The sequence below is a fragment of the Prevotella dentasini JCM 15908 genome (assembly GCF_000614065.1).
In the GTDB taxonomy this organism is placed as follows: Bacteria; Bacteroidota; Bacteroidia; order Bacteroidales; family Bacteroidaceae; genus Prevotella; species Prevotella dentasini.
In genome coordinates this window covers 1-25,553 of the sequence record NZ_BAKG01000010.1, presented here as the reverse complement: position 1 = coordinate 25,553, position 25,553 = coordinate 1, and the positions used below count along the sequence as shown (strand labels likewise).

The window sequence follows — 25,553 nt, the reverse complement described above, 5'->3', positions numbered from 1 at the left end:
TCGTTTGAATTGTACTTTGTGGATAGGCAAATAAAGCTTACTTCTTCAGCCAACGGTCAAGCCAATTGAAGAAAGTACGCTGCCACAGGACACCATTCTGTGGCTTCAACACCCAGTGATTTTCGTCCGGGAAGAGGAGAAGTTCTGCAGGGATACCGCGGAGACGTGCCGCATTGAAGGCCCCCATGCCCTGCGTAGCATTGATGCGGTAGTCTTTTTCTCCGTGGATACATAGGATAGGAGTGTCCCACTTGTCAACGTCAAGATGTGGGCTGTTAGCGTATGTCCGCTTGGCTGCCGCCGTCTGGTCTTTGTTCCAGTAAGCATCGTCATACTCCCAGTTGCTGAACCATGCCTCTTCGGTATCAGTGTACATGCTTTCCAAGTTGAAAGCTCCGTCGTGAGCAATAAAGCACTTGAAGCGTTTGTCATGGTGTCCTGCCAAATAGTAGACGGAGAATCCACCAAACGAAGCACCTACAGCACCAAGCCGGTCTTTGTCAACAAAAGGCAGGTTGGCCGCAGCATCGTCAATGGCAGAAAGATAGTCCTTCATGCACTGCCCTGTCCAATCACTACTGATTTCCTCGTTCCATTCGCTACCATATCCAGGAAGGCCGCGACGGTTAGGAGCAACAACAACATAGCCATGTGCAGCCATCATCTGGAAGTTCCATCGGAAGCTCCAGAACTGCGATACAGGGCTTTGCGGACCGCCCTCACAATAGAGAAGGGTTGGATACTTCTTATTGGGGTCGAAGTGAGGAGGAGTGATAATCCATACCTGCATGTCTTTTCCATCGGTGGTCTTCACCCAGCGGTCATGCACTTCACCCAATGCCAGCTGGTCGTAGATGGCTTTGTTCTCGAAGCTAATCTGCTCTTGCTTGCTGTCCTTTTCTTTCTTCGACGGTGTAACGGCATATAGTTCGGTAGCCTGCGACATACTCTGCCGAAGCCCGAGGAGCTTCTTGCCATCCTTGCCAAGGAGAGAAATTCCAACATAGTTGTGCTGTCCATCGGTCAGTTGTTTTACCTCACCTTTCAGATTGGTCTGATATACATTGATAACAGCATGCCAGCAGCCAATAAAATAAAGTTGCTTGGAGTCGGGTGCCCATGTATAGTCGTCAACATTAGAGTCGAAACTTTCGGTTACATAGCTCTTTTTGCCAGTGCTCAGCTCATAGATACAAAGGCGGTTACGGTCGCTTTCGTATCCGTTGTGGGCCATGCTTTGCCATGCAATATACCGTCCGTCGGGAGAGAATTTAGGATTAACATCGTATCCCACATTCATGTCGCCCTCCTGATGGTTGACAGCCTGATTACGCATTGACTTGGTTGCATCTACCGCAGGTTCTTGATAATCTGCCGGCTTACAGATGTTTGTCGTCTTGCCTGTCTCTATATTATAAAGGTATATGTCTGTATCAGTAGAGATGGCATACTGAACCCCTTCGCGCTTGCGACTTGTGTAAGCAATTGTCTTTGAGTCTTTGCTCCAGTCTATTTGTTCTATTCCACCAAACGGAGCAACAGGACTTTCGTATGGCTCCCCTTCCATGATGTCTATTCCTTCATCAATTCCGCTTGCCTGTACATTGGCAAGGAAAGGATGGGTATTTGTTTTCACATAGTGATCCCAGTGACGGTAGTTCATGTCGGTAATGAGCATTCCGCTTGCCTTTGATAAATCGGATGGATTCTTGCTGATGGTTCCATAGTAAGGGATGCTCTTTATCAGCACCACACGGCTACGGTCGGGAGAAAAGCGAAATCCCTCAATATCAATTTTAGAATGAGACAATTGTTTTCTACTCCCCCCATTGGCATCCATTGTCCACAATTGGCCTTCCGAAAGGAAAGCTATTGTGTTGTCGTCCAGCCATGCAGCGTCAGATTCGCTCTTTGCCGAAGTTGTCAACTGGCGTGCGTTCTTGCCGTCAGCATCCATGATGCAAAGAACCTGATGCCCTTTGTTTTCCTTCACACTATAATAGCCTACTTGGTAGACTATCTTCTGTCCGTTAGGCGAAGCCTGTGCCGATCCGATTCGCCCCATAGCCCATAAAGCCTCTGGGGTCATCAGATCGCTTGACAACGTAATGTTGCTCTTTCCGATGTTCACGTCTTGTGCTTGAGCCATACCACTGCCCATCAGCAGGGCAGCAGTTATGGCAACTGAAATGTTTTTATTCATATTCTTGATTTTTGGTTAGAAGCCTGTTTTATAGACTATCTTATATTCCTTTTTTCTTTTTGTTCAGTTCTTCCTGTCTGCGTCTCAGCTCTTCCTGCTGCTGTTGCTGCATTTGTTGAATAGCCTGCATACGGGCCATCAGGCCGCTTGCCTTCTTCGGATTCTTCTTGTTGTCAGCACGGCGTGCTTCCAGTATGGCAAGAAGTTTCTCGTCGTCGGTTGTCTTACGGAGCATCCACATAATGGCCGCTGAAAAGAAAAGAGAAACAAAGTAGTAGAAGTTAAGGCCGGAAGAATAGTCGTTGAACATGAAGAAGAAGAAGACAGGCATGAGGTACATCATCCACTGCATCATCTTCATCTGGTCTGCCTGCTGACCCACCATTTGGTCTTTCTGCTGCTGCATGGTGAACCAAGAATACAGAACGTTGGCTGCACAGAAGAGTATACAAGTCAGCGACAGGTGGTCACCGATGAGCCACAAGTTCTGATTCCATGTAAAGACTGGGTCGAAGGTACTGAGATCGTCAATCCAAAGAAAACTCTGACCACGCAGTTGGATAGCATTGGGAACAAAATTGAACATAGCAATCCAAATAGGCATCTGAATAAGCATGGGGAGACAGCCCGAAAGCGGACTCACTCCGTATTCTGAATACATCTGCATCATGGCCTGCTGCTTCTGCATTTGGTCTTCAGGTTTATTGTACTGCTTAGTAGCCTCATCAAGTTTCGGTTTCAATACGCGCATTTTGGCCGAACTCATATAGCTTTTCTTTACCATCGGGTAGGTAATAGCCTTCAACAGCATAGTGATGAGAATCAACACGACGCCCATTGGGAAAATCTTACTCAACCAGTCGAACACATAGAGAGTAAACCAACGGTTGATGGTGCGGAAAAGCGGCCATCCGAGATATACCAGACGCTGCATGTCAAGGTCTTTGCCAAAGGTGCTTTCCTTTTCAACCTTTTGCAAAAGGCGGAAATCGTTGGGGCCAATGTAGAGTTCAAACTCCGAAGCTTTCTTGCCTGTAGGGTCGAAAGCTGTCTTCAGCTGACTGGAATACTGCTTCAGATAGTGTGTGTCCTTGCTTAGAGGCGTGCTGGCCAGAGAAGCCCCTTGGGCAAATCCGTCCTTGGAAATGAGCACTGCCGAGAAGAACTGATTCTTGTAGGCTACCCAGTCTATGGCTTCTTCGGTCGTTTCATGGGCCTCGGAGGTTTCGCTCAGGTAGTCAGTACCACCCTCGGCCTCCTTATAAGTAAGGGTGGCATAGCGGTTTTCAAAAGTATAGCCCAATTCCTGCTGGCGGCATTTTTCCTGCCAGTCAATGTCCATCTTGTTGTATCCCGGTGCGAAAAGTCCGCTCATGCCAGTAGCGCGGAAGTCTACATGGAGCATATAGGTCTTTCCAAGGCGATAATTGAGGGTCAGGGTCTTGCCTGCACCAGCCGTAGCTGTCAGCGTTACGGTAGAGTCGGTCTGATTGGATGGAACGAAGTAGAGGTCTTTGGTTTCGATGTTGACCTCCTTGGCGGCCAGCATGAGGTTTAGGCTATGGTCATTCTCGTCAAACAGGGTAACATCTCCCTTGTCATTAGAGCCATCCTTCACCTTAACATCGTGCCCGATGTAGTTCTTGATAACGGCTTTCTTGACTACACCGCCTTTTGTTCCAAGGGTTAGCTCTACGTTGCCATTTTTCAGTACGATGTCTTGGGCTGTTCCTTGCAAGGCTGCATGAAAAAGGGCTGTAGAGTCGGCTACGCTTGCCGCCTTTTTCTGCTGCTGTTTCAGGTCGGCCGCCTTCTGCGCCTGCGCCTTCTTTACCGCAGCTATCGAATCTTTTACAAATTCCTTCCGTTGTTCTGCTATCTGTTCAGCCGATGGCTGCTGCCACCAAGCGAACCCGAAGAGTACGAGGGCTATCAGTACAAACCCTGCAATTGTATTCTTATCCATTGATTATTTTTGCTTGTTTTCTATTGCTGTCTTGATGAAGTCGAGGAAGAGTGGATGTGGGTTAAGAACGGTGGATTGATACTCGGGGTGGAACTGGGTTCCGATATACCACTTCAGCCCGGGAATCTCAACAATCTCTACGAGGTCGCTCTCTGGATTGCGGCCCACGCACATCATGCCGTTCTTCTCGTATTCTTTTTCATAGTCGTTGTTAAACTCATAGCGGTGGCGGTGGCGTTCCTGAATATGCTCCTGATGGTAAATCTCAAAAGTACGGGAATCCTGCCGCAGCACACATTCATAGGCTCCGAGACGCATGGTACCCCCCATATTGGTAATGTTCTTCTGTTCTTCCATGATGTCTATAACGTTGTGGATAGTTTTCTCGTCTATCTCGCGTGAGTTGGCATCCTTATATCCCAGAACGTTACGGGCAAACTCTATGACCATCATCTGCATTCCGAGGCAAATGCCAAAGGTGGGAATGTTGTGGGTACGGGTGTAATGGGCTGCGATAACTTTCCCGTCAATACCACGCTGTCCGAATCCCGGGCAGACAACTATGCCATCCTGACCTGCCAGACGCTCTGCCACATTCTCCTCTGTAAGTTCTTCGGAGTTGATGAATGTCAGAACGGTTTTGTGGTCGTTGTATGTTCCTGCCTGTGAGAGGCTTTCACGAATACTCTTGTAGGCATCCTGCAAGTCGTATTTACCGACCAATCCTATGTGTATCTCTTCGGTTGCATTTTTCCGTCGCTCAAGGAAAGCCTTCCAAGGACCCAGTTCCGGTGTCGGCTTAATTTCTTCACCGCACTTGCGGAGAATAGCAACGTCAAGTCCCTGTTCCTGCATCTTGACAGGAACTTCGTATATACAAGGCAGGTCCTCGCTCTGCACGACACAGTCGAAGTCTACATTGCAGAAAGCTGCAACCTTCTTGCGGATGCCGTCTCCGAGATGCTGTTCTGTGCGAAGGACAAGAAGGTCGGGCTGAATACCCACGCTTTGGAGTTCCTTCACGCTGTGCTGGGTCGGCTTGGTCTTCAGTTCGCCTGCAGCCTTCAGATAAGGAACGTATGTAAGATGTAGATTGATGGCGCGTTTACCCAGTTCCCACTTCATCTGTCGGATGGCTTCGAGAAATGGTGCCGACTCTATATCACCGATAGTACCGCCAATCTCCGTTATAACAAAGTCGTAATTATATTTTAGTCCGAGCTGTTTGATGTTTCGCTTGATTTCGTCTGTGATATGGGGAACCACCTGAATGGTCTTGCCCAAGTAGTCGCCTCGGCGTTCCTTGTCGATGACGCTCTTGTAGATTCTACCCGTCGTCATGGAGTTGGCTTTGGTAGTCTTGATGCCTGTAAACCGTTCATAGTGTCCAAGGTCAAGGTCGGTCTCCATACCATCAACCGTTACGTAGCACTCCCCATGCTCATAAGGGTTCAGCGTACCCGGGTCGATGTTGATGTAGGGGTCAAACTTCTGAATGGTGATATTGTACCCCCTTGCTTGCAGAAGTTTACCGATTGACGACGAAATAATTCCTTTTCCCAACGATGATACGACACCGCCAGTAACGAAGATGTACTTTGTTTCAGCCACGATAGTTTATCTGTTATGTTTATATTTAATCGGAATAATCGTAAAATTAACCAACTATGAATGTGCAAAGATACTAAAAAAACTGGTAAAATAACATCTTGATGTACTTTTTTATTTTCCTTGTTCTCATCGTTATCGTATTGTGTGGTAGCGAGCATGGGCAAAGTCTGAACAGAGAAAGCAACGGCGAGCAGGTCAACAAGGGATAGCCGGAAAACGAAAGTGGCTGTTTTAGCAAGTCAAAGTGCCACTTTCGCATGGTGAAAGTGGCACTTTCGGTAAACGCCTCTATCATGCTCTGTAAGAGCGCATTTTGATATACTATAAAGATATAAACTTAAAGCATTTTTTTGTACGGTTTGTTTATTCTTTTATACACTGGAAATGGGGTAGAATACTCTGTAATTGTATTCTACGGATAGACCTTATTTTAAACGAAAGGGTGTCGTTTTCATGCAAATGTATATATGTTCTTTTTTAGCGTCAACGTCCGGTTTGTCCAGTTTTCATCATGGACGGACTATTCATGGTGGTAGGGTTCTCCTTTTATAATAGTGCACGCACGATAGAGCTGTTCTACAAAGATGAGGCGAACCATCTGGTGGGAGAAAGTCATTTGGGAGAGGCTAATCATCTCGTTTGAACGCTTGTAAACGGCATCTGAAAACCCGTATGGGCCACCGATGACAAAGACCAGCCTTCGCGCAGTGTTCAGTTTCCTCTGTAACCAGTCTGCATATTCCACTGAACGAAACTCCTTGCCGTGTTCGTCCAAAAGTACAACCGTGTCGGATAGCTGAATTTCCTTGAGAATTAATTCTCCCTCACGCTCTTTTTGCTGGTTTTCCGTGATATTCTTGGTATTCTTTAATTCTGGAATAACAATGATGGAGTAGGGGAGATAGTGGCAGATGCGCTCAACATAATCCTTGATTCCCGCAATAAAATGCTTGTTTTGCGTCTTCCCGACCAATATAAGTACAGCCTTCATACGTCTATGCTTTCTGCTCTGTTTCGGAGGGACGACTATCAGTCTTATAGCAATTTCTCCGTTTGGGATTCATCGGGAACCAACCTCTTTCTACTCTGCGCTTCTGCTCGAAAAGCTCCCCGATGCCCCAAAGCAGGGATGCACCGGTAACACCCAACAGGGCAGACCAGAAGATGTTGGCAATGAACAATGCTCCCGTACAGCAGGCAACACCGCCTATCAGCCATAGAGTCCACGGCTTGGTACCGAAATAGTATTCGGTCTTTATTACTAAAGGATGACAGAATCCTATGATTAGAAATGTACAAATGGCTAAAATGACGCCTTCAAAATATAAATCCATATAATGACCAGTTTTCGTGCTCTCCATAGTTGTCCTCGGACAGCACGGAAAAACAACAGCAAATGATGAATGGAGGTTGTTGGCACCATCATCAATATTGATTAAATCAGGTACAAAAATACAAAAAATAATCCAACGAAGTGTTGCTTTTCGGAATAAATGAGTATATTTGCAGATAATAATAAATCAATTATTCCCAATATATTTTTATTATGGAAAATAATCAGACACTCATCGCCCAGTGCGAAGCAAAAGCCAAACAATGGTTGTCGCCAGCGTTTGACGAAGAAACACGAAAAGTCGTTCAGGCCATGATAGATAAGGAAGACAAGAATGACCTTATTGAATCTTTCTATAAAGACCTTGAGTTTGGAACAGGCGGTCTCCGCGGTATCATGGGGGCAGGGTCTAACCGAATGAATGTCTATACCGTAGGCATGGCCACACAGGGATTTGCCAATTATCTGAAAATAAACTTTAAGGATAAAGAGCAAATCAGCGTTGTCGTTTGCCACGATTGCCGCAACAATTCGCGTTTGTATGCCGAGACTGTTGCCAATATATTCTCAGCTAATGGCATTAGGGTCTATCTTTTTGAAGACATGCGTCCGACCCCGGAATGTTCCTTTGCCATCCGCCACTTGAAGGCACAGGCAGGTGTCAATATTACAGCAAGCCACAACCCACGCGAATATAATGGTTACAAGGCTTATTGGGAAGACGGTGCTCAGGTATTGAGTCCGCACGACACAGGTATCATTGGCGAAGTAAACAAAGTAAAGGTTGAAGACGTTAAGTTTGACGGAAACAAGGAGCTAATTCAGATTATCGGAGAAGAAATCGACAAGATTTATCTGGAGCAAATAAAGACAATCTGCATTGACCCTGAAGTTATCAAGCGTCAACACGACCTGAAGATTGTCTATACGCCGCTTCATGGTACAGGCATGATGATGATTCCGCAATCTCTGAAGTTCTGGGGATTCGATAATGTGAACTGCGTGAAAGAGCAGATGGTAAGAGATGGCAATTTCTCGACGGTAGACCGTCCGAATCCGGAGATTGCAGAAGCATTGACATTGGGCTTGCGTGATGCAAAGGCATTAGATGCTGACATTCTGATGGCATCCGACCCTGATGCCGACCGTGTTGGAATGGCTTGCAAGGACGATAAGGGCGAATGGGTGCTGATAAATGGCAATCAGACTTGTTTACTCTTCTTGTGGTATATCATAACCAATCGTCAGGCAGTCGGCAAGATGCAACCAACCGATTTTATCGTGAAAACCATTGTTACAACAGAGGTTATTGCCAAGATTGCTGCCAAACAGCACATCGAAATGCGTGATTGTTATACTGGTTTCAAGTGGATTGCCCGTGAGATTGCCGTCTCTGAAGGCGAGAAGCAGTATATCGGTGGCGGTGAGGAAAGCTATGGCTTTTTGGCTGAGGATTTTGTACGCGATAAGGATGCAGTCAGTGCTTGCTCACTGCTGGCTGAAATTTGTGCATACGCCAAAGACCATGGCAAGACACTTTATGACATTTTGATGGACATCTATCTGGAATATGGCTATAGTAACGAATTTACTATCAATGTAGAGCGTCCGGGCAAGAGCGGAGCAGAAGAAATCCAGAATATGATGAGGAACTTCCGTGAAAATCCGCCTCTGGAACTTGGTGGCAGCAAGGTTTGTATATGGAAAGACTACAAGACCTTAGAAGTGAGGAAAGCTGATGGTTCGATAGAAAAACTGGATATGCCGGCAACCAGCAATGTACTGCAATGGTTCTGTGATGATGACACGAAGGTAAGTGTTCGTCCTTCTGGGACTGAGCCTAAAATAAAGTTCTATCTTGAGGTCAAGGATATTATGAAGGAAGCCAATGACTACAAGATTTGCGAAGAGCGTGCAAGAAAGAAAATTGCTGCTATCAAGAAGAGTTTGAATGTAGATTAATATCTTTCTCCTCACAAATAACTTCTCCTCATTTTTCTGTTTCAGAAATATGAGGAGATTTTCTTATGTATCCATTTTAATCAATATCTGTATCTGCGTTAGCCAGTTTTACGATTCCGCAAATTTATCGCATAATCGGCATTATGATAAATAAATAGCTTGTGTTAATCAAAAGTAAACAAAAAAACAACGAATGATTTTGATTTATAATTTATAATTATTAATTTTGCAAGGAGGTGGACATATTGCCTATTTGCCCTTAAGTTATGATGCAACAGCATAAAGCATGCCGAATAACCAAATAGAGACAACTAACAACCTAACAAATAATATGAAAAAACTTTTATTGGCAACAGCCGTCATATTCAGCAGCCTTACTGCGACGGCACAAACTCCGAAATGGATTAATAATGTGAAACTTTCGGGATTTGGAATTGTACAGTATCAGTACAACGGAAAAGAAAACTCCAAGTCTAATTCGTTCAACCTCAGAAATGCACGTATTGCTTTAGACGGAAGGATTCTCAGCGACTGGTATTGGAAAATGCAGATACAATTCAATGGAAACACCTCTACGCTTGGCTCTTCGCCACGCTTAGTAGACCTTTTCGTAGAATGGCAGAAGTATAGTTTCTTCCGTGTAAAAGCAGGACAATTCAAGAATCCGTTTACTTTTGAGAATCCTATCCACCCTGTAGAGCAAGGATTTATGGGATATGCACAGGTGGTTGACAAACTGGCAGGATTTTCTGACCGTGCCGGCACACATAGTTCTAACGGCCGCGACATCGGTGTGCAGGTTCAGGGAGACTTTCTCAAGAACAGCAAGGGCCGTAATCTGATTCACTATCAGGTGGCAGTTACCGACGGTCAAGGTATCAATGTGAAAGATATTGACCAGCAGAAGAATCTCATAGGAGGTCTGTGGGTAATGCCTGTCAAGGGAATGCGACTCGGATGGTTCGGATGGAGAGGTTCGTATGCACGTAAAGGGCAATGGACCGATGCTGAAGGCGACCACAATGGTATACGCAAGTTGCAACAGAGACGTTATGCGTTCTCGGCAGAATACTGCACCAACGACTGGACTATCCGTTCGGAATATGCACATTCCACAGGCTACGCATTTGCAAAAACGATGAACAACACCAATGATGCCTCGGCATCAGATTGTGCACTGAGCAGCAATGGGGATAAGGCACAGGGTGTCTATGCTATGGTTATTGCACCTATTATTAAGGAAAAACTACATGCCAAGGCACGCTACGACATGTATCAGCCATCCAAGGGAGCAGCCAAGCAGCGCACACAATATGAAATCGGTATAGATTATGAGTTCAGCAAAAACATCAAACTTTCCGGTGAATATGCCTACATACACGACCGTGCATTGGCAAAGCCCAACTATTCTATTATAGATATGCAACTCAGCTTCCGTTTTTAAGCCTTGCTATAAAAGTCTTAATGAAGAATGTATTAAAATGCGGGATAACTTAGGTTATGTCCGCATTTTTATTTACCTTTGCAACCCTAAAAAATTAATATAGACTATTTTATTATTTTACAAACTATGTCTGAAGATTTATCAAACTCTCGCAAGCATCATCATCGTAGTCGTCACTATCATGAAAGTCATTATACGGCTTTTAACAGCAATAGATATTCTGCTGATGTACGACGACGCAAACTTATAGGCCGTATCTTTCTCATCTTAGCATGCGTTCTGGCCCTCTGTATAGCGTGTGCAGTATATTGGCTTTACAGAAACTAAGTTCACCAAACTTTTCCCGATGCCCATATATTCCCGGTACATTTGGCATTGCCGGACTTGATGCAGAAGGCGGGAAGAAAAAGGCAAAAGAATGATTCAACAGACTATAGATACGTTCTACAGCCGTCTATTTCAAGTCGACCACAAGATACTCTGACCGGGTTCCTATCCTGAACTTACCGCCCCAAATGCCGATACCCGACGAGACGTAATAGTCGGTCTTGCCTTTCCGCAACGGGCCGAAAGCTTTCTCGTAAATCAAATCTTCTATCCAACTGACGGGCCAGACCTGTCCATGATGTGTGTGTCCTGACAGCTGGAAGTCAATCCCGGCCTGTTCGGCTTCTTCCAAGTGATAAGGCTGATGATCCATCAAAATAGTATAATACCCTTTCGGTGCTTCTGCCATCAGTGCCCGTACACTCTTCCGGCTCTTATTGGTACGATCGTCGCGTCCGATAACGATAAGCGTGTCGGCACCATCCTTACCGTTACTTTTGCAACCTCGTCTATCAGCAACCTAATACCGGCATCCTCATAAAACCGCATTGCCTCTTTTCGTCCTCCATAATACTCATGATTACCCAGACAAGCGTAGACTGGAGCCTTCAGCCTGCGGAACTCTTCCGCCATCCCCTGCTCGCGGATAGCACGGATGCTGCCGTCTACAATATCACCACCTATCAGCACAAGGTCGGGCTGCTCGAGATTCACTTTGTCTATCCATTTCCGAAATTCATCCACGCGGTTGTGATAGCCTAAGTGCAGGTCGGTCATCATTACCATCCTGACAGGCTTGGACAATGGCTTTGCAGACTTCAGGACTAACGGCACTCTCACCTTATTATAATAATGTAGGTTTCCATAGAGGAAAAGACCGAAGACAAAAAGAAAGATACCCAACGATGCCACACCGTTATGATAGAAAAACGATTTGGGAATCAAGCGCGCCAAACGTCCCAAATCGAGCGCGATAAATATCATTGCAAGATACAACGCCACGAAGATTGACGAATTGCCGACTTCATAAAGTACCGAACCCACTGCCATCGGCTTGTTGTCCAGTCCAAAAATAAAGTTGGTAAAGAAACACACCATGCAGGCTGCCAATAAGCCTACAAGCAGCCACTTCCCTATATTTCCGAAAGGCAAGATGTTCCATATATGCCAACTCAGATAGCCGCATCCCGCAAGCAGCAACAAAAGAAAGAATACTATCCACATTCTGTTTACATTATTCATTTTACCATTCAACCAAAGTCATCATTTCCTAAAAGCAGGAAAAATACGCACTCTTGCCCAAAACCATTGCGTAATGCCCCTCACCGACAGGAAGAGCAGGAAGGCCAGCCACAGCGCATGGTTGCCCCAAGCCGTCCATCCTTCCCTATACACGGCAAAGAAGATGCCAGCCGCCAACATCGACGAGACCAACATTCCTTTTGTCTCCGTTATTCCGATAAATACGCCATCGAATATAAAGGCTGCCACGCCGGCTGTCGGAATGAGATAAGCCCATAAAAGATAGGGCTGGGCAGCTAAGACAACATTCCCGTCATCGGTCAGAAAATGCAGGAATCGTGTACCGCCAGCGACATAGACAGCCGTAAACAGCACCACCATGCCTGCCCCGAAGAGGAACAGCTGACGGACAACACGATGCAGCCCTACCCTATCGCCTGCTCCGTAATATTTTCCGCTCAATGCCTCTCCGGCGTATGCGAATCCATCCATCACGTATGAAAAAAGCGTAAACATCGTCATCAACAGCGTATTGACAGCCAGCATCATTGCCCCCTGCCTGCCCCCGGCAGCAGTAAAGGTCATATTGACAGCCACTAAGCAGAGCGTGCGCAGAAAAATATCACGGTTGACAACGAAAAAGCGTTTCCAAGCCGAACCTTCATACAAAGTTGTGCGTATGAAGTCCGTAAGTTTTCCCTTTATCAGGCGCAGCTCTTCAAAAGCCCTGCCCGGACGCGACAGAAAGACAAGGCAGCCCGACGCCATCAGGAATCCTGCCCACTGGGCTATCAGTGTTCCTGCCGCAACTCCCTCTATCCTCCATCCCAGTACATAGACAAAGAAAAGCGAGCATGCTATGTTGACCACATTCTGCACAATGGCCACCATCATTGGCACACGCGTATTCTGCATGCCGACAAACCACCCAGTCAGTCCGTAAAGCCCTAACATGGCCGGGGCACCCCAGATGACAATCCGGAAATAGGCGGAAACCAGCGATGCTGCATCCTGTGGAGTATGGAGCAGAAACGACATGGCACTTTCCATCCACCGCTGACAGACAATGAAGGCAATGCCCATTCCCCATCCTATGGCGAGGGCACGCAGGAGGATGCGCCCACTCCCGGCAAAATCGCTGCGTCCGTAAGCCTGCGAGGTCATGCCACTTGTCCCCATCCGCAAAAAGCCCAACACCCAGTAGATGACATTGAATATCATTGAGCCGACGGCTATTGCGCCAATGTAGTTCTCGCTGCCGATGTGCCCGACTATCGTCAGGTCTACCAAGCCTAAGAGAGGGACGGTTATATTGCTGACGATAGAAGGAACGGCAAGTGCCAATATGTCTTTGTTTATCTCTTTCACGCTGCAAAATTACAAAAATATCATTACCCTAACGTCCTGTTGCCATGAGGATTAAGCAGAATTAAGACTTATCCGTTAAAATCGCAAAAAATAAAGTTTAATTCGTAATGGCAATCTTCCGGATTATTAATATCTTTGCACCATCATTCAATCATAATAGTGTTTAAGTAGTTTTTTAGAAAGGAGAGTTTTCAGGTAACCGGGCGTTGGCCTCTTGGTATAAAGATTATTCAGAATGACAGTTTGGAGTTATACATGACAACAGAAAGATGCGCGGATGCAGGGATGCATCCGCGCGTTTTTCTTATTAACAACTTGGATATTTACAAGAGTTCTTGCCTTCAAAGTTCTCTCTTTCCTTGATTACAGACGTCTGGTAACAGGATTACCAACCACTGGTAATCGGATTACCAACCACTGGTAATTGAATTACCAACCACTGGTAACCGGATTACCAACGTCTGGTAAAACCGTCCCTTTGGGATAATGAAAGAGACATAACGGGCAAGAGTGCCGGAAAACATCTTACGACAGACTATTCAGAGGCGGAAAACGACAATTTCAAAACCTATACTTTATTCCCAACCTATAATCATAGGCCGTAGAGGAAACCTGAGCATGGTATCTATAACAGAAATCGCGGAAGACGTAAAATGCAGAAGCCTCCATGCCCCAATGCCTGTTGAGAGAAAGCTCGAGGGAGGGGCGCAAAAGGAAGGTAACGACATTTCCGCGGTCCCCCATCACGCTGTATTCAATATACTGCTTGGTTTCATCTTCGTCCTCGTAGCCCTTCCATGAGTGAATGAATTTCATGTCTGCCAGTAGCCGTAGACGCAACCAGTTGTTGTAATCAAACCCCGTCAGGCTTTTCAGACTACAGCCACTTCCGATGCTGTAATCTCTTCTACACCGGTTCGCACGATAATCTGAAAGCGCACCGCCAAGTATAACGCCATTCACATAAAGCTCTTGAAAATTTCTTGTCCGGCCCAACTGGCGATACCATGCCAAGCCAATACCAATGCTGGCAGCCTCGGATATTTTATAGGGTGTCTTGGCGTGAATGGAATCTGTGCAATAATAGTCGAAATTCTGATAGATGCCCAAGGAAAGGCAATTGGCTTCTGTTTCTTTCAGCATCCAGTTTTTCAGCTGTCCTATAATGTTCAGGTTGCTTACCAAGGATTCTTTTCCTGAGAAATCAACCCCGATGCTGGCCCGGAAGAAATCATAAGGTTTGGAATTTGCTCCTGAAACGGGCAAGCCATAAAGAATGTCAAGATTCAAGGTACTCCCCAGACGGCGCGATTCCGTTTCTTTCCATACTCCTAAGTATCGTCCGCTCAAGAGAAGGGACATATCCATTTTAGCTCTTTGGCGTACAGATTTTCCATAAAGCGAATCAGAATCTTTCCTTACGCGAAAGGTCTTACCGTCCATCAGGCGTGTGATGGCACCTGACGGGTTTACCAATGCCCCGGTGATTTCGCGCACAACCCGTTCCAACCCTCTGGCTTTCTCGTCATACACCATTTCCGACAATCTGTTCGTAACCTCGCCTATGGCCAATCCGCCTGCCGACGTTGTCAGAAAATCATTGATTGAGGGCTGTTCCATTTCCCCGGCAAGTTCCCACATCAGGCTTCCGCCTACGACGAAAGGAATCGCCTCAAGGTAGCTCATGCCATTGCTTCGGGCAGCATTGTAATAAAGAGAGCCGTGATAGGGATGCAGCATCAGGTTTGTACGGAAAACATCGCTGTCCCAATACCACTTCGAAAGCGAGAAGTTCTTCCCGATAGTATGCCATGTTACCTTTGCAAAATCCTTGTTGAGGACATAGCGGTCGACGGCCAGAATAGCGAGGTTGGATGCTGCGGTTTCGGCAACGGCTCTCCACGGCCGTTTTGTTCTTTGCTCCACAATGGCAGAGCCGGCAGTCTCCGTAGCGGCCGAGGCGGCCGCCGTGTCTCTGCATGCGTCAGGCGATATTCTGGCAGAAGAAATGGAATCCATGCTGCCGAATGTTATGCCTGCCACCAACAACAAACCAACAAAAGTCATACAGTCTAAATTTGTTAATAGTCATTATAAAACACGGGGGCGGGATAAGCTGGCAAGTCTGCGGGAGATGCGGTACATTCTGCATGGCGGCTTGCTTAGCGGATATAGTCCTTTGCCACCAAGTCATAGTACAATGCCTCCAGTTCCGGCAAAGTCAGCTGGTTGATGGAATGTTCCAAGGCACGGACCAGTTCCGCCCTCCGGGGTTCGTTCTCTGTTCTGTCAAAGTTCATGTTCTGCTCCTTATTTTGAAGTTACTTTATTGTCTGCCTCCCGTCCATCAGGTTCTCCAGACGGGCAATGGCCTCTCTCATGTCGCTGTCGAAGGAAGCATGACAGAGGAGGAAGTCTCCGCGGTTTCCGGCAAGTGCCGAATAGAGTTCCCGGCTCATGCCTTCCACATACGAGCTGATAGCGTATTCTATGTCGTCTCGCTGCATGTCGCTGTGCGAGAAGGCATAGACCCGATACTTCTGATGGAAGAAGCAATATGCAGACTCAATGCTGTCCTTTGTTATCATCACCTGCCGTCTGTCCTCCGTTATCTGATATTCAGAATCTTATGCTGCTGCAGCGAAAGCATCCACTTCGGATGGGCCTTTACGTATTCTATACAGGCGTACAATATCTCCCTGTTGCGCCCTTCGTCGCCCGTATCGCATGGCTGCAGGTAGTAGTGGATGGCCTTTATTTTCTCGTCGGACACTTCGGCCTGTCCGTCGAATACGACCTTCACCTCGTGCGCACGCTCCACTACGGGACGCACGCCCCTGCTTCTCACGAACGACGTCTTGGGCGAGACCGTCAGCCAGTCGACGGCCTGTGGGGGCTGGCAGGTTCCGTTTGTTTCCATGGCCACATAGTAGCCGTGCCGGTGAAGCAGGTCTATTAGGGCATTGTCTGCCTGAAGTGCCGGTTCTCCTCCCGTAAGGACGACAAAGCGGCACTTTCCCCACCGTTCTACGTGCTCCAGAATGGTCCCGGCATCCATCAGCTCGTAGCCGGAGAAGTCGGTATCGCAAAACGGACAGGCAAGGTTGCAGCCCGAAAAGCGCACGAAGACGGCCGGACGGCCTGCCCAGAAGCCCTCGCCCTGAAGGGAATAGAAGATTTCGTTGATGCGATATTGTCTTTCCTGCATCATAGGGCCTCCCTGCCGTTGGTCTTGCTCTCGTCCACATACACGGCTATGTTGCCTTCCGTCTCCTGCACCTCGGCCTTATAGCAGGTAGGAATCTGCCCGGTTATCCACCGTGCAATATTCTCCGCAGTCGGATTGACAGGGAGCAGCTCGTTCAGATAGCCGTGGTCGAGATAGCCGTGTATGGCCTGCTTTATGTGAGTGAAGTCGGCCACCATTCCGTTTTCGTCCAGCTCCTCCGACTTGCAATACACTCGCACACGCCAGTTGTGCCCGTGGAGTTGCGTACACTTGCTTTCGTAGCTAAGTTTCAGCTGATGTGCAGCCGATATTTCCATTTCCTTTGAAACGTAAAACATATTTGTCCTTATTTTCCTTTATTGTCATCCCCGCTGTGCGGTCTCGGGCCTTCCATGTGCCGGATGGCCTGATACGGGGGGATTCATGTTACTTTGCTGCCGCAGGCGCCTGATGCGGCCCGGCTTCTCTTCAGTCACACCGGCTCTGCCGCCGGGGATTTGCCTTGCCGCCTAATGTATGCCGGGGCAGAAACTCCGACGCGAGTTCGCTGATATGGCTGATGATTCCGTCAGCTCCGGCCTGTCTCAGCTCTTCGCGCGTTCCGTTTCCGTAGTCCACCCCGCAAGTCAGTGTCCCGGCATTGCGCCCCATCTCTATGTCGAAAGCCGTGTCTCCTACCACGACGGCCTCGCCGGCCTGCAGTCCGAAATGGTTCAGGGTCTTGGTTACGGGCTCTGCCTCGGGCTTGTGCCGGATTACGTCGTCTGCCCCGACAAGATAGGAGAAGCAGGACTGAAGCCCGAACTGGTCTACAAAGTCTGCCAGAGAGCGGTGGCTGCGGCTGCTCGCAATGGAGAGAATATAGCCGTTGGCTGCAAGCTGCTTCAGCATCCCGATGACACCGGGAAACGGCTGCACGGCTCCGGCGACATTCTTCTGGTCGAATATCTCGCGGTAGGTCTGTGCACAGTGTTCGGCCTGCCCGTCGGTCATGGGAATCATGCTGGAGAAGCATTTCGCCAAGGGCAGCCCGATGGTGCGCGCGCACTCCTCCCTACTCCGCTTTTCCAGTCCCAGACGATCTATGGTGGCGAGCATGGTATCGGTTATGAGCTTCTGCGAATCGCCCAGCGTACCGTCGAAATCGAATATAATCAGCCTGACGGCAGGTAGCCCGGCCTCCTTTCCCCTCTTTCTCAACGAACGCTTTAACCGTCTATAGCCCTCTGCACCGAGGATGGCAAGCCCGCTATACTGAAACGCCTTGGCCGTCCCGAACAGCGCAGCCCACAGAATACTCTTTGCGCCAACCGAAAGCGGAAGCAGCATCTGGGCAAATGACGCTATATAGAAAGGTATACAGAGCAGCAGGACGATGACGCCCGTGCGGAAGGATAAGCGTGAGAGCCACAACTTGACGGAGGACAAGGGGGACGTTGTTAGCGTTTTTTTCATTCTTGCAAAACAAATCTTTTTCGACGAGGAACAAAGTTAAGCATATTTTGTCAGACAGCCACATACTCTCAACATTCTTTAATGAAAGTTCTCCGAAAAGCTGCATTACGGCCCTGCCTGCACGGTCATGCGTATGCCGCGGAGGGGGCGTCCACCCCCTGTACGGAAGACGCTTTTCGCCTATTGCGCAGAAAGAATACCGCACCGCGATGGATGTTTCTGATATTTCTTTATTAACTTTGCAGCTATGAACATTCACAGAACAGCCCCTCAGCCGCCTCTCATGCAGCAGCACATATCCCTTTACGAGCTTAATTCGCTCGTCGCAAATGTCATTTCGACAACAATACCACATTCGTATTGGGTAGAGGCCGAACTCTCCGAAGGGCGCGAGAACCGCGGGCACTTCTACATGGAGCTGATTCAGAAAGAAGAAGGAACTAACACACCGATAGCCCGGGCTTCAGCAAAGTGCTGGCGGACGACATGGTCGCAGGTGAAGCCCTATTTTGAAAAAATCACAGGACTTCAGGTGCGTGCCGGGCTGAAACTGCTGCTGCAAGTGCATGCCCAGTTTCATCCGCAATACGGATTTTCGTGGATAGTCGACAACATCAATCCCGAATACACGATGGGCGACATGGCACGCCGGCGGCAGGAAATCATCAGGCAACTGAAGGCGGAGGGAGTATTCGACCTTCAGAAAGAACTGCGCCTGCCATTGTTTGCCCGGCACATAGCCGTTATCTCCTCCGAAACGGCAGCAGGCTATGGAGACTTCTGCAATCAGTTGGAAAACAATGAATACGGATTCGCCTTCGACGTGACGCTCTTTCCCGCCATCATGCAAGGCGAGCAGGCTGAGAGGAGTATCATAGCCGCACTTGACGCCATCAACAAAAGGGAAGAAGAGACAGACTGCGTAGTCATTATACGCGGAGGAGGAGCTACGGCAGACCTCAGCGGATTTGATACGCTGCAACTGGCGGAGAACGTAGCCAACTTCCCCCTGCCCGTTATCACCGGCATAGGGCACGAGCGCGACGAGAGTATTCTCGACATGATTGCCCACACACGGGTAAAGACACCTACGGCAGCCGCAGCCTTCCTTGTCGGGCATCTTGCCGGCACGTTGCAGAGGATAGAGACCGCACAGGAACGGCTTTCGATACGGACAAGGGAACGAATGGAACGCGAGCACCTGCGCTTGCAACGGCTTTCGGCCAATATCCCTACCCTATTCTCGCTGGTAAGGCAACGGCAGGAGATGCGCATAGAGAGAAAACTGCAACGCATTACCGTCGCCGTCGCAGAAAGACAGACGAAAGGCACCCACCGGCTGGAAATGCTTGCCACGGCCATTCCGCAGGCATTGCAGAGAAATTTTGCAGAAAGGCGCCACCGACTGGAAATGCTTTCGCAGCGTGCCGAATCACTTGACCCTGACCGCCTTTTAAGGCTCGGATACTCAATAACCTACTACGACGGACAGATTGTAAGAAACCCACGCCAGCTCCGGACAGGCGACAGGCTGACGACGAAAACCGAAAAGGGCTGCGTGGAGTCGACCGTTGTATAAGCCGGCAAGAAGAACAAGCCGGCATCCCAGACGCCGTCGGACTATCCGCATAATGAGAAAGACAAACAGGAACCAATATATAGATACAATGAATAAGAAGGACATGAAATATGAAGAAGCTATCGCACAGCTTGAGGCGATAGTAACCAGAATGGAGAACGGAGAACTTGACCTCGATGAGATGGCCGGACAGCTGAAGCAAGCGCAGATGCTGGTCAGAATGTGCAGGGACAGACTCAAGAAAACCGATATGGAGATAAAGAAACTTCTGAAAGCCAAGTAGCAAAAGTTTCGTTCTTTTAAGGCAATTTTGCTTTATTATCCGAATTATTATCAGAAAAACAATTGCAGATTAAAAGAAATGTTTGTACTTTTGCCACGAGACATAACGAGTAAGGACTTAAAATAAAACGACATGAAAGATTTAGATTGGGGAAACTTGTCCTTTGGCTACCTGCCAACCGACTATAACGTCCGTTGCTACTACCGCGACGGCAAGTGGGGGGAAATAGAAGTTTGTTCTGACGAATACCTGAAACTCCACATGGCAGCAACCTGCCTCCACTATGGACAGGAAGCATTCGAAGGGCTGAAAGCCTTCAGATGTCCGGATGGGAAAGTGCGTGTGTTCAGAATGGAGGAAAATGCAGCACGGCTGCAACGTACTTGCCGGGGCATCATGATGCCCGAGCTTCCGACAGGCATCTTTGAGGAAATGGTGAAGAAAGTTGTTCGCCTCAATCAAGAATATATACCGACCTACGAGAGTGGAGCCACGCTCTATATCCGCCCGCTGCTTATCGGCACGTCGGCACAGGTCGGGGTCAAGCCGGCAAAAGAATACTGCTTCCTAATCTTTGTTACGCCGGTAGGTCCGTATTTCAAGGGAGGCTTCTCCAGCAACCCGTACACCATTATCCGTGGTTTTGACCGTGCAGCCCCGTTGGGTACCGGTACGTATAAGGTAGGCGGCAACTACGCAGCCTCGCTGAAGGCAAACAGCATTGCTCACGACAAGGGATATGCTTCCGAGTTCTATCTCGACTCAAGGGAAAAGAAATATGTAGACGAGTGTGGGGCGGCTAACTTCTTTGGCATCAAGAACAACACATACATTACTCCAAAGTCGTCCTCTATTCTCCCGTCCATTACCAACAAGAGCCTGATGCAGATAGCCGAAGACTTGGGCATGAAAGTAGAGTGCCGCCCTATCCCGGAAGAGGAGCTGGAGTCGTTCGAGGAAGCGGGTGCCTGCGGAACGGCAGCCGTCATATCACCGATTTCCCATCTGGACGACATGGATACGGGGAAAGTATATAACTTTGGTGAAAAGCCGGGACCATGGTCTACCAAACTCTATAATACGCTGCGGGGTATCCAGTACGGCACTATAGAAGACAAGCATGGTTGGACCACGGTGGTAATAGAATAAGATAATGTCAATTAGGAATGTTAGGTTCAGAATCCGCATTGCCCATTATGAATGGAAATGCAGCAAGAGCGGAGAGAACTTTATTCAATCTTTCCTGTCCATGAATGATTGAACTCTGAATTTGACATTCCTAATTCCAAATTTTATTGTATCTTTGCACCCTATGAGTAAAGGTAAGCTACAGAAGTTCGCAGAAATGGAAACGTTCAGCAACGTCTTCCAGTATCCCTATGGCGTTATCAGCAAGATTCCTTTCGATATGAAGGGACACTGGCGTGAACAATATTTCCATAATGACAATCCCGTCATTTTGGAGCTGGGCTGCGGAAAGGGAGAGTATACCGTAGGGTTGGCACGGCTTTATCCTAACATCAACTTTATAGGAATAGACATAAAGGGAGCACGCATCTATACGGGGGCTAAACAGGCGCTGGATGAAAATCTGTCCAATGTTGCTTTTCTCCGCACTAACATTGAAATCATAGACCGTTTCTTTGGCAAAGACGAAGTACAGGAAATCTGGTTAACATTCTCAGACCCACAGATGAAGAATGTTCATAAACGGCTGACTTCTACTTTCTTTCTTACACGCTATCGCCATTTCCTTATTGATGGCGGTATAATACATCTGAAGACAGACTCCAACTTTCTCTTTACCTATACAGCTATTTGGTAGAATGTAACCAACTGCCCACCCTCTTTCGGACCGAAGACCTGTACGGAAGTGCTTTATCCACAATGGACGAAAGTACACGCGAAATCCTCGGTATCCATACATACTATGAGAACCAATGGATTGAACGGGGACTGAACATCAAGTATATGAAGTTCCATCTGCCTGTCAATGGCAATCTGCAAGAGCCTGATGTCGAAATAGAGCTTGACGACTATCGCTCCTACAAACGCCCTAAGCGTAGTGGACTAATCACGAGCAAATAAGGCTTAATCAGGCGTAATGGACATTGAAGATGATTTTCAGCCTGCCAAATGTCCATTACACCTAAAAACTTATAATTCATCGAACTTACATTACTTAGGATTTCTTCTTGTCAAGCCTCGACGGAGCATCAAATTCATAAACCAACGTTCCGCTCGTGGAAGTAGCAGTCTCAATCTTTACAGACCGGTAAGTTTTCATGTGAGAAATAAAGGCTAATGGCTTGTCTATATAAATTGTATCCGTTTACTTCGACTTTTCGGGGTGATACTCATATTGTCCTATTTCCCGGCCTTCAGCATAAAGTCGCACATAATTGGTACTGTCATATCCATTACCTGCAAAATGTTCCCCATCACCAAGAACCATACAAGCATGGTTTTCTAATTTTAGTAAACTTCTCAAAGAATTGGCAAAGAACTTTATTCTCAGCTGCATTTTCTTGATTCTCCATAAAAAGAACAGGCTCACCCTCACGATGAAGATGAGCCTGTCGCATGATGATTGTTTCAATTTTAATACTCACCCCAAGCCTTGACGTCAATATCATCGGGCTTGACGGTACAGAAGGCATAGATAAATGCACTTGCCAGTCGGCTATTCGTTATCAACGGGACGTTAAGGTCTATGGCTGCACGGCGTATTTTATAGCCGTTGGTCAACTCGCGTGGAGTAAGGTCCTTCGGAATATTAACTACCATATCAAGTTGTTTCTCACGCAGTAAGTCCAATGCCTGAGGCTGTTTCTCTTCGTCTGAAGGCCAATAGACCAACGTGTTTTCAATGCCATTCTCTGCCAGATATTTAGAAGTGCCACCTGTGGCAAACAAGTTATAGCCGTTCTGTTTCAGCATTTTGGCTGCATCAAGCATTTCAGCTTTCTGCTTAGCACCACCTGTAGAGAGGAGAATGTTCTTGGCCGGAATACGTTGACCAACCGAAAGCATACTCTTCAGTAAGGCTGTGGAAGTATCGTCTCCAAGACAACCGACTTCCCCAGTGGAGCTCATGTCTACTCCGAGCACCGGATCTGCCTTTTGCAGTCGGTTAAACGAAAACTGACTTGCCTTGATGCCTACATAGTCGAGATCGAAAAGGTTCTTATTAGGCTTCTCTACCGGCAATCCTAACATCACCTTGGTAGCCAAATCAATCAGATTCAACTTCAAAACCTTGCTGACAAACGGGAAGGAACGACTTGCACGAAGATTACATTCTATGACAAGAATATCATTCTCACGAGCCATATATTGAATATTGAATGGACCGTTGATATGCAAAGCCTTTGCTATCTGACGACTAATGCGCTTGATGCGACGCACCGTTTCTACGTAAAGTTTCTGTGGTGGGAACTGAATCGTAGCATCGCCAGAGTGTACACCGGCAAACTCAATGTGTTCGGAAATAGCATATGCAAGGATTTCTCCGTCGCGTGCTACTGCATCCATTTCTATTTCCTTAGCATTTTCTATAAACTTGCTGACGACAACCGGATGATCCTCACTAACGTTGGCAGCCAGCTGAAGGAATCGGGTCAGCTCGTCCTTATTGGAACAGATGTTCATAGCTGCACCCGAAAGAACATAGGAAGGACGCACGAGAACCGGAAAACCAACACGGTCAACAAACTCCCCAATGTCTTCCATACTCGTCAGTGCACTCCATTCCGGCTGGTTGATGCCGTTATTAGTTAGCATTGACGAGAACTTAGCACGGTCTTCGGCATTGTCAATGTCTTTGGCTGCTGTTCCAAGGATAGGAACATTCTCTGCATCAAGATACATTGCCAAGTTGTTTGGAATCTGTCCGCCCGTGGAGACAATCACGCCATGTGGCGTTTCCATATCAACAATGTCCATGACACGTTCGAATGTCAGCTCGTCAAAGTAGAGCCGGTCGCACATATCGTAGTCGGTCGATACGGTTTCGGGGTTATAATTAATCATAATGGAGCGGTAGCCCTGTTTACGAATGGTGTTCAAGGCCTGTACGCCACACCAGTCAAACTCTACGGAGCTGCCTATGCGGTAAGCTCCTGATCCCAAGACGATAACATTATTTCGGTCGTTGCTGAAATTGATATCAGAATTTATTCCTGCGTAAGTAACGTAGAGGTAATTGGTCTGTGCCGGATATTCGGCAGCAAGAGTATCTATCTGTTTGACGACCGGAAGGATGCCATAGCTCTTACGGAGCTTACGAACAATCAGCATCGCCTTGTGCATATTGCGTGCCTCACCTTCCAACCCTACCGCACGAGCTATCTGGAAGTCAGTAAAGCCGTAAACCTTTGCATCACGCAGCAAATCCTTGCCAAGGGTATTGACATTTTTTGTCTTCAACTCCTCGTCAATATCAATGATATGCTTGAGTTTATAGAGAAACCAACCGTCAATCTTAGTAAGTTCATGGATTTGATCAACCGTATAGCCTTTATGCATAGCTTTTGAAATGACGAAAATTCGCTTATCCGTTGGCTCGCGTAAAGCAGCATCTATATCAACAATCTCAAGTTCTTTATTCTCAACAAAACCATGCATCCCCTGTCCTATCATGCGCAATCCCTTTTGGATAGCTTCCTCAAAATTACGCCCGATAGCCATAACTTCACCAACCGACTTCATACTGGAGCCGAGTTCCTTGTCCACGCCACGGAATTTGCTCAAGTCCCAGCGTGGTATCTTGCAGACAACATAGTCAAGGGCAGGTTCAAAGAAAGCTGAGGTCGTTTTTGTAACAGAGTTCTTCAGCTCAAAGAGTCCGTAGCCCATCCCAAGTTTGGCAGCCACAAAGGCAAGCGGATAGCCCGTCGCTTTGCTTGCCAATGCAGAAGAACGGGAAAGCCGTGCATTTACTTCAATGACCCGATAGTCCTCGCTTTGCGGATCAAAAGCATACTGAACGTTACACTCACCTACGATTCCAATATGGCGCACTATCTTAATAGCCAAAGCTCTGAGCTTGTGATATTCGCTGTTGGTGAGGGTTTGAGATGGAGCAATGACTATAGATTCGCCCGTATGGATACCCAAAGGGTCGAAGTTCTCCATGTTACAGACCGTGATACAATTATCATAACGGTCGCGAACCACCTCATACTCTATCTCTTTCCACCCTTTCAGGCTTTTTTCTACGAGCACTTGGGGAGAGAAGGAGAACGCTTTCTCACAAAGTTTATTGAGTTCTTCTTCATTGTCAGCAAAACCGCTACCCAGTCCACCCAATGCGTAGGCAGCACGAACAATGACAGGATAACCCAATGTTTGGGCAGCCTTACGGGCATTCTCTATATTTTCACAAGCCTCACTTTTGATGGTTTTTACACTAATTTCGTCAAGCTGCTCTACAAAAAGTTCACGGTCTTCCGTATTCATGATAGCCCTAACCGGCGTACCAAGCACTTTCACCCCATACTTATCAAGGATTCCGAGCTTGTCCAACTCAACGCCACAGTTCAGGGCAGTC

18 protein-coding genes and 2 pseudogenes are annotated in these 25,553 nt (G+C 47.4%); 6 read left to right on the top strand and 14 right to left on the bottom strand.

Going from position 1 to position 25,553, the window contains the following annotated elements; genetic code table 11:
- Positions 1-37: 37 nt before the first annotated feature.
- From dpp5 to JCM15908_RS06235, 5 genes are all read right to left on the bottom strand, one after another.
- Positions 38-2,203 carry a dipeptidyl-peptidase Dpp5 gene (gene dpp5, locus JCM15908_RS06255; RefSeq protein ID WP_025002701.1) on the bottom strand — a complete coding sequence of 722 codons (2,166 nt, stop codon included), beginning with the start codon at positions 2,201-2,203 and terminating at the stop codon, positions 38-40.
- A gap of 40 nt (positions 2,204-2,243) precedes the next feature.
- On the bottom strand, positions 2,244-4,169 hold the full coding sequence (gene yidC / locus JCM15908_RS06250; RefSeq protein ID WP_025002700.1) for a membrane protein insertase YidC: 1,926 nt from the start codon (positions 4,167-4,169) through the stop codon (positions 2,244-2,246).
- 3 nt (positions 4,170-4,172) lie between these two features.
- The gene (gene pyrG / locus JCM15908_RS06245; protein WP_025002699.1) at positions 4,173-5,780 is read right to left on the bottom strand and encodes a CTP synthase; all 1,608 of its coding nucleotides are present in this window, start codon (positions 5,778-5,780) and stop codon (positions 4,173-4,175) included.
- A 520-nt stretch (positions 5,781-6,300) separates the two neighbouring features.
- Entirely contained in the window at positions 6,301-6,771 is a 471-nt protein-coding gene (gene rlmH / locus JCM15908_RS06240; RefSeq protein ID WP_025002698.1) for a 23S rRNA (pseudouridine(1915)-N(3))-methyltransferase RlmH, read from the bottom strand.
- A gap of 4 nt (positions 6,772-6,775) precedes the next feature.
- Complete coding sequence (locus JCM15908_RS06235; protein ID WP_025002697.1) at positions 6,776-7,114, bottom strand: DUF4491 family protein; 339 nt, start codon at positions 7,112-7,114, stop codon at positions 6,776-6,778.
- Positions 7,115-7,326: 212 nt separating this feature from the next.
- Between JCM15908_RS06235 and JCM15908_RS06230 the strand changes: the two genes are divergently transcribed.
- Together JCM15908_RS06230 and JCM15908_RS06225 are read left to right on the top strand one after the other, a co-directional pair.
- Positions 7,327-9,075, top strand: a complete 1,749-nt coding sequence (locus tag JCM15908_RS06230; protein ID WP_025002696.1) for a phospho-sugar mutase — start codon at positions 7,327-7,329, stop codon at positions 9,073-9,075.
- Between the two features lie 331 nt (positions 9,076-9,406).
- Positions 9,407-10,519: a porin gene (locus tag JCM15908_RS06225; RefSeq protein ID WP_025002695.1), complete on the top strand. Its 1,113-nt coding sequence runs from the start codon at positions 9,407-9,409 to the stop codon at positions 10,517-10,519.
- A gap of 454 nt (positions 10,520-10,973) precedes the next feature.
- On the opposite strand, the pseudogene JCM15908_RS12710 reads toward JCM15908_RS06225, so the two are convergent.
- From JCM15908_RS12710 to JCM15908_RS06185, 8 genes and pseudogenes are all read right to left on the bottom strand, one after another.
- Positions 10,974-12,088, bottom strand: a pseudogene (locus JCM15908_RS12710) (metallophosphoesterase).
- 21 nt (positions 12,089-12,109) lie between these two features.
- Positions 12,110-13,456, bottom strand: a complete 1,347-nt coding sequence (locus JCM15908_RS06215) for an MATE family efflux transporter (protein WP_025002694.1) — start codon at positions 13,454-13,456, stop codon at positions 12,110-12,112.
- A 561-nt stretch (positions 13,457-14,017) separates the two neighbouring features.
- Positions 14,018-15,523, bottom strand: a complete 1,506-nt coding sequence (locus JCM15908_RS06210) for a DUF3943 domain-containing protein (RefSeq protein WP_025002693.1) — start codon at positions 15,521-15,523, stop codon at positions 14,018-14,020.
- 95 nt (positions 15,524-15,618) lie between these two features.
- The gene (locus JCM15908_RS14890) at positions 15,619-15,756 is read right to left on the bottom strand and encodes a hypothetical protein (RefSeq protein ID WP_199897207.1); all 138 of its coding nucleotides are present in this window, start codon (positions 15,754-15,756) and stop codon (positions 15,619-15,621) included.
- A gap of 21 nt (positions 15,757-15,777) precedes the next feature.
- Positions 15,778-16,044 (bottom strand): hypothetical protein, encoded by a 267-nt coding sequence (locus JCM15908_RS06200; RefSeq protein ID WP_025002692.1) that lies wholly within the window; start codon positions 16,042-16,044, stop codon positions 15,778-15,780.
- 20 nt (positions 16,045-16,064) lie between these two features.
- Entirely contained in the window at positions 16,065-16,667 is a 603-nt protein-coding gene (locus JCM15908_RS06195) for a 7-carboxy-7-deazaguanine synthase QueE (RefSeq protein ID WP_025002691.1), read from the bottom strand.
- A complete protein-coding gene (gene queD, locus JCM15908_RS06190) occupies positions 16,664-17,023 on the bottom strand; it encodes a 6-carboxytetrahydropterin synthase QueD (protein WP_025002690.1) in 360 nt (119 codons plus the stop codon). Before queD ends, JCM15908_RS06195 begins: the two co-directional genes overlap by 4 nt.
- Positions 17,024-17,153: 130 nt before the next feature.
- Complete coding sequence (locus tag JCM15908_RS06185) at positions 17,154-18,140, bottom strand: HAD family hydrolase (protein WP_084607831.1); 987 nt, start codon at positions 18,138-18,140, stop codon at positions 17,154-17,156.
- A gap of 283 nt (positions 18,141-18,423) precedes the next feature.
- Here JCM15908_RS06185 and xseA point away from each other — a divergent pair, with 283 nt between their 5' ends.
- From xseA to trmB, 4 genes and pseudogenes are all read left to right on the top strand, one after another.
- Entirely contained in the window at positions 18,424-19,719 is a 1,296-nt protein-coding gene (gene xseA / locus JCM15908_RS06180; RefSeq protein WP_025002688.1) for an exodeoxyribonuclease VII large subunit, read from the top strand.
- Positions 19,720-19,807: 88 nt separating this feature from the next.
- Entirely contained in the window at positions 19,808-20,002 is a 195-nt protein-coding gene (gene xseB, locus JCM15908_RS06175) for an exodeoxyribonuclease VII small subunit (RefSeq protein ID WP_025002687.1), read from the top strand.
- A 132-nt stretch (positions 20,003-20,134) separates the two neighbouring features.
- Positions 20,135-21,151 (top strand): branched-chain amino acid aminotransferase, encoded by a 1,017-nt coding sequence (locus JCM15908_RS06170; RefSeq protein ID WP_025002686.1) that lies wholly within the window; start codon positions 20,135-20,137, stop codon positions 21,149-21,151.
- Between the two features lie 163 nt (positions 21,152-21,314).
- Positions 21,315-22,090 (top strand): annotated as a pseudogene (gene trmB / locus JCM15908_RS12705) (tRNA (guanosine(46)-N7)-methyltransferase TrmB).
- Positions 22,091-22,603: 513 nt separating this feature from the next.
- On the opposite strand, the gene carB reads toward trmB, so the two are convergent.
- Positions 22,604-25,553 (bottom strand): carbamoyl-phosphate synthase (glutamine-hydrolyzing) large subunit (carB, locus tag JCM15908_RS06155; protein WP_025002685.1); only part of this gene is annotated, 2,950 nt, incomplete at its 5' end.

Excerpts from the sequence above, each read along its gene's own strand:
- JCM15908_RS06230 (WP_025002696.1), top strand. The coding sequence starts at position 7,327 with ATGGAAAATAATCAGACACTCATCGCCCAGTGCGAAGCAAAAGCCAAA.
- yidC (WP_025002700.1), bottom strand. The coding sequence starts at position 4,169 with ATGGATAAGAATACAATTGCAGGGTTTGTACTGATAGCCCTCGTACTC.
- JCM15908_RS14890 (WP_199897207.1), bottom strand. The coding sequence starts at position 15,756 with ATGAACTTTGACAGAACAGAGAACGAACCCCGGAGGGCGGAACTGGTC.
- dpp5 (WP_025002701.1), bottom strand. The coding sequence starts at position 2,203 with ATGAATAAAAACATTTCAGTTGCCATAACTGCTGCCCTGCTGATGGGC.
- JCM15908_RS06185 (WP_084607831.1), bottom strand. The coding sequence starts at position 18,140 with ATGAAAAAAACGCTAACAACGTCCCCCTTGTCCTCCGTCAAGTTGTGG.
- xseA (WP_025002688.1), top strand. The coding sequence starts at position 18,424 with ATGCAGCAGCACATATCCCTTTACGAGCTTAATTCGCTCGTCGCAAAT.
- JCM15908_RS06170 (WP_025002686.1), top strand. The coding sequence starts at position 20,135 with ATGAAAGATTTAGATTGGGGAAACTTGTCCTTTGGCTACCTGCCAACC.
- JCM15908_RS06200 (WP_025002692.1), bottom strand. The coding sequence starts at position 16,044 with ATGATAACAAAGGACAGCATTGAGTCTGCATATTGCTTCTTCCATCAG.
- JCM15908_RS06210 (WP_025002693.1), bottom strand. The coding sequence starts at position 15,523 with ATGACTTTTGTTGGTTTGTTGTTGGTGGCAGGCATAACATTCGGCAGC.
- queD (WP_025002690.1), bottom strand. The coding sequence starts at position 17,023 with ATGTTTTACGTTTCAAAGGAAATGGAAATATCGGCTGCACATCAGCTG.
- JCM15908_RS06235 (WP_025002697.1), bottom strand. The coding sequence starts at position 7,114 with ATGGATTTATATTTTGAAGGCGTCATTTTAGCCATTTGTACATTTCTA.
- xseB (WP_025002687.1), top strand. The coding sequence starts at position 19,808 with ATGAATAAGAAGGACATGAAATATGAAGAAGCTATCGCACAGCTTGAG.
- JCM15908_RS06225 (WP_025002695.1), top strand. The coding sequence starts at position 9,407 with ATGAAAAAACTTTTATTGGCAACAGCCGTCATATTCAGCAGCCTTACT.
- JCM15908_RS06195 (WP_025002691.1), bottom strand. The coding sequence starts at position 16,667 with ATGATGCAGGAAAGACAATATCGCATCAACGAAATCTTCTATTCCCTT.
- rlmH (WP_025002698.1), bottom strand. The coding sequence starts at position 6,771 with ATGAAGGCTGTACTTATATTGGTCGGGAAGACGCAAAACAAGCATTTT.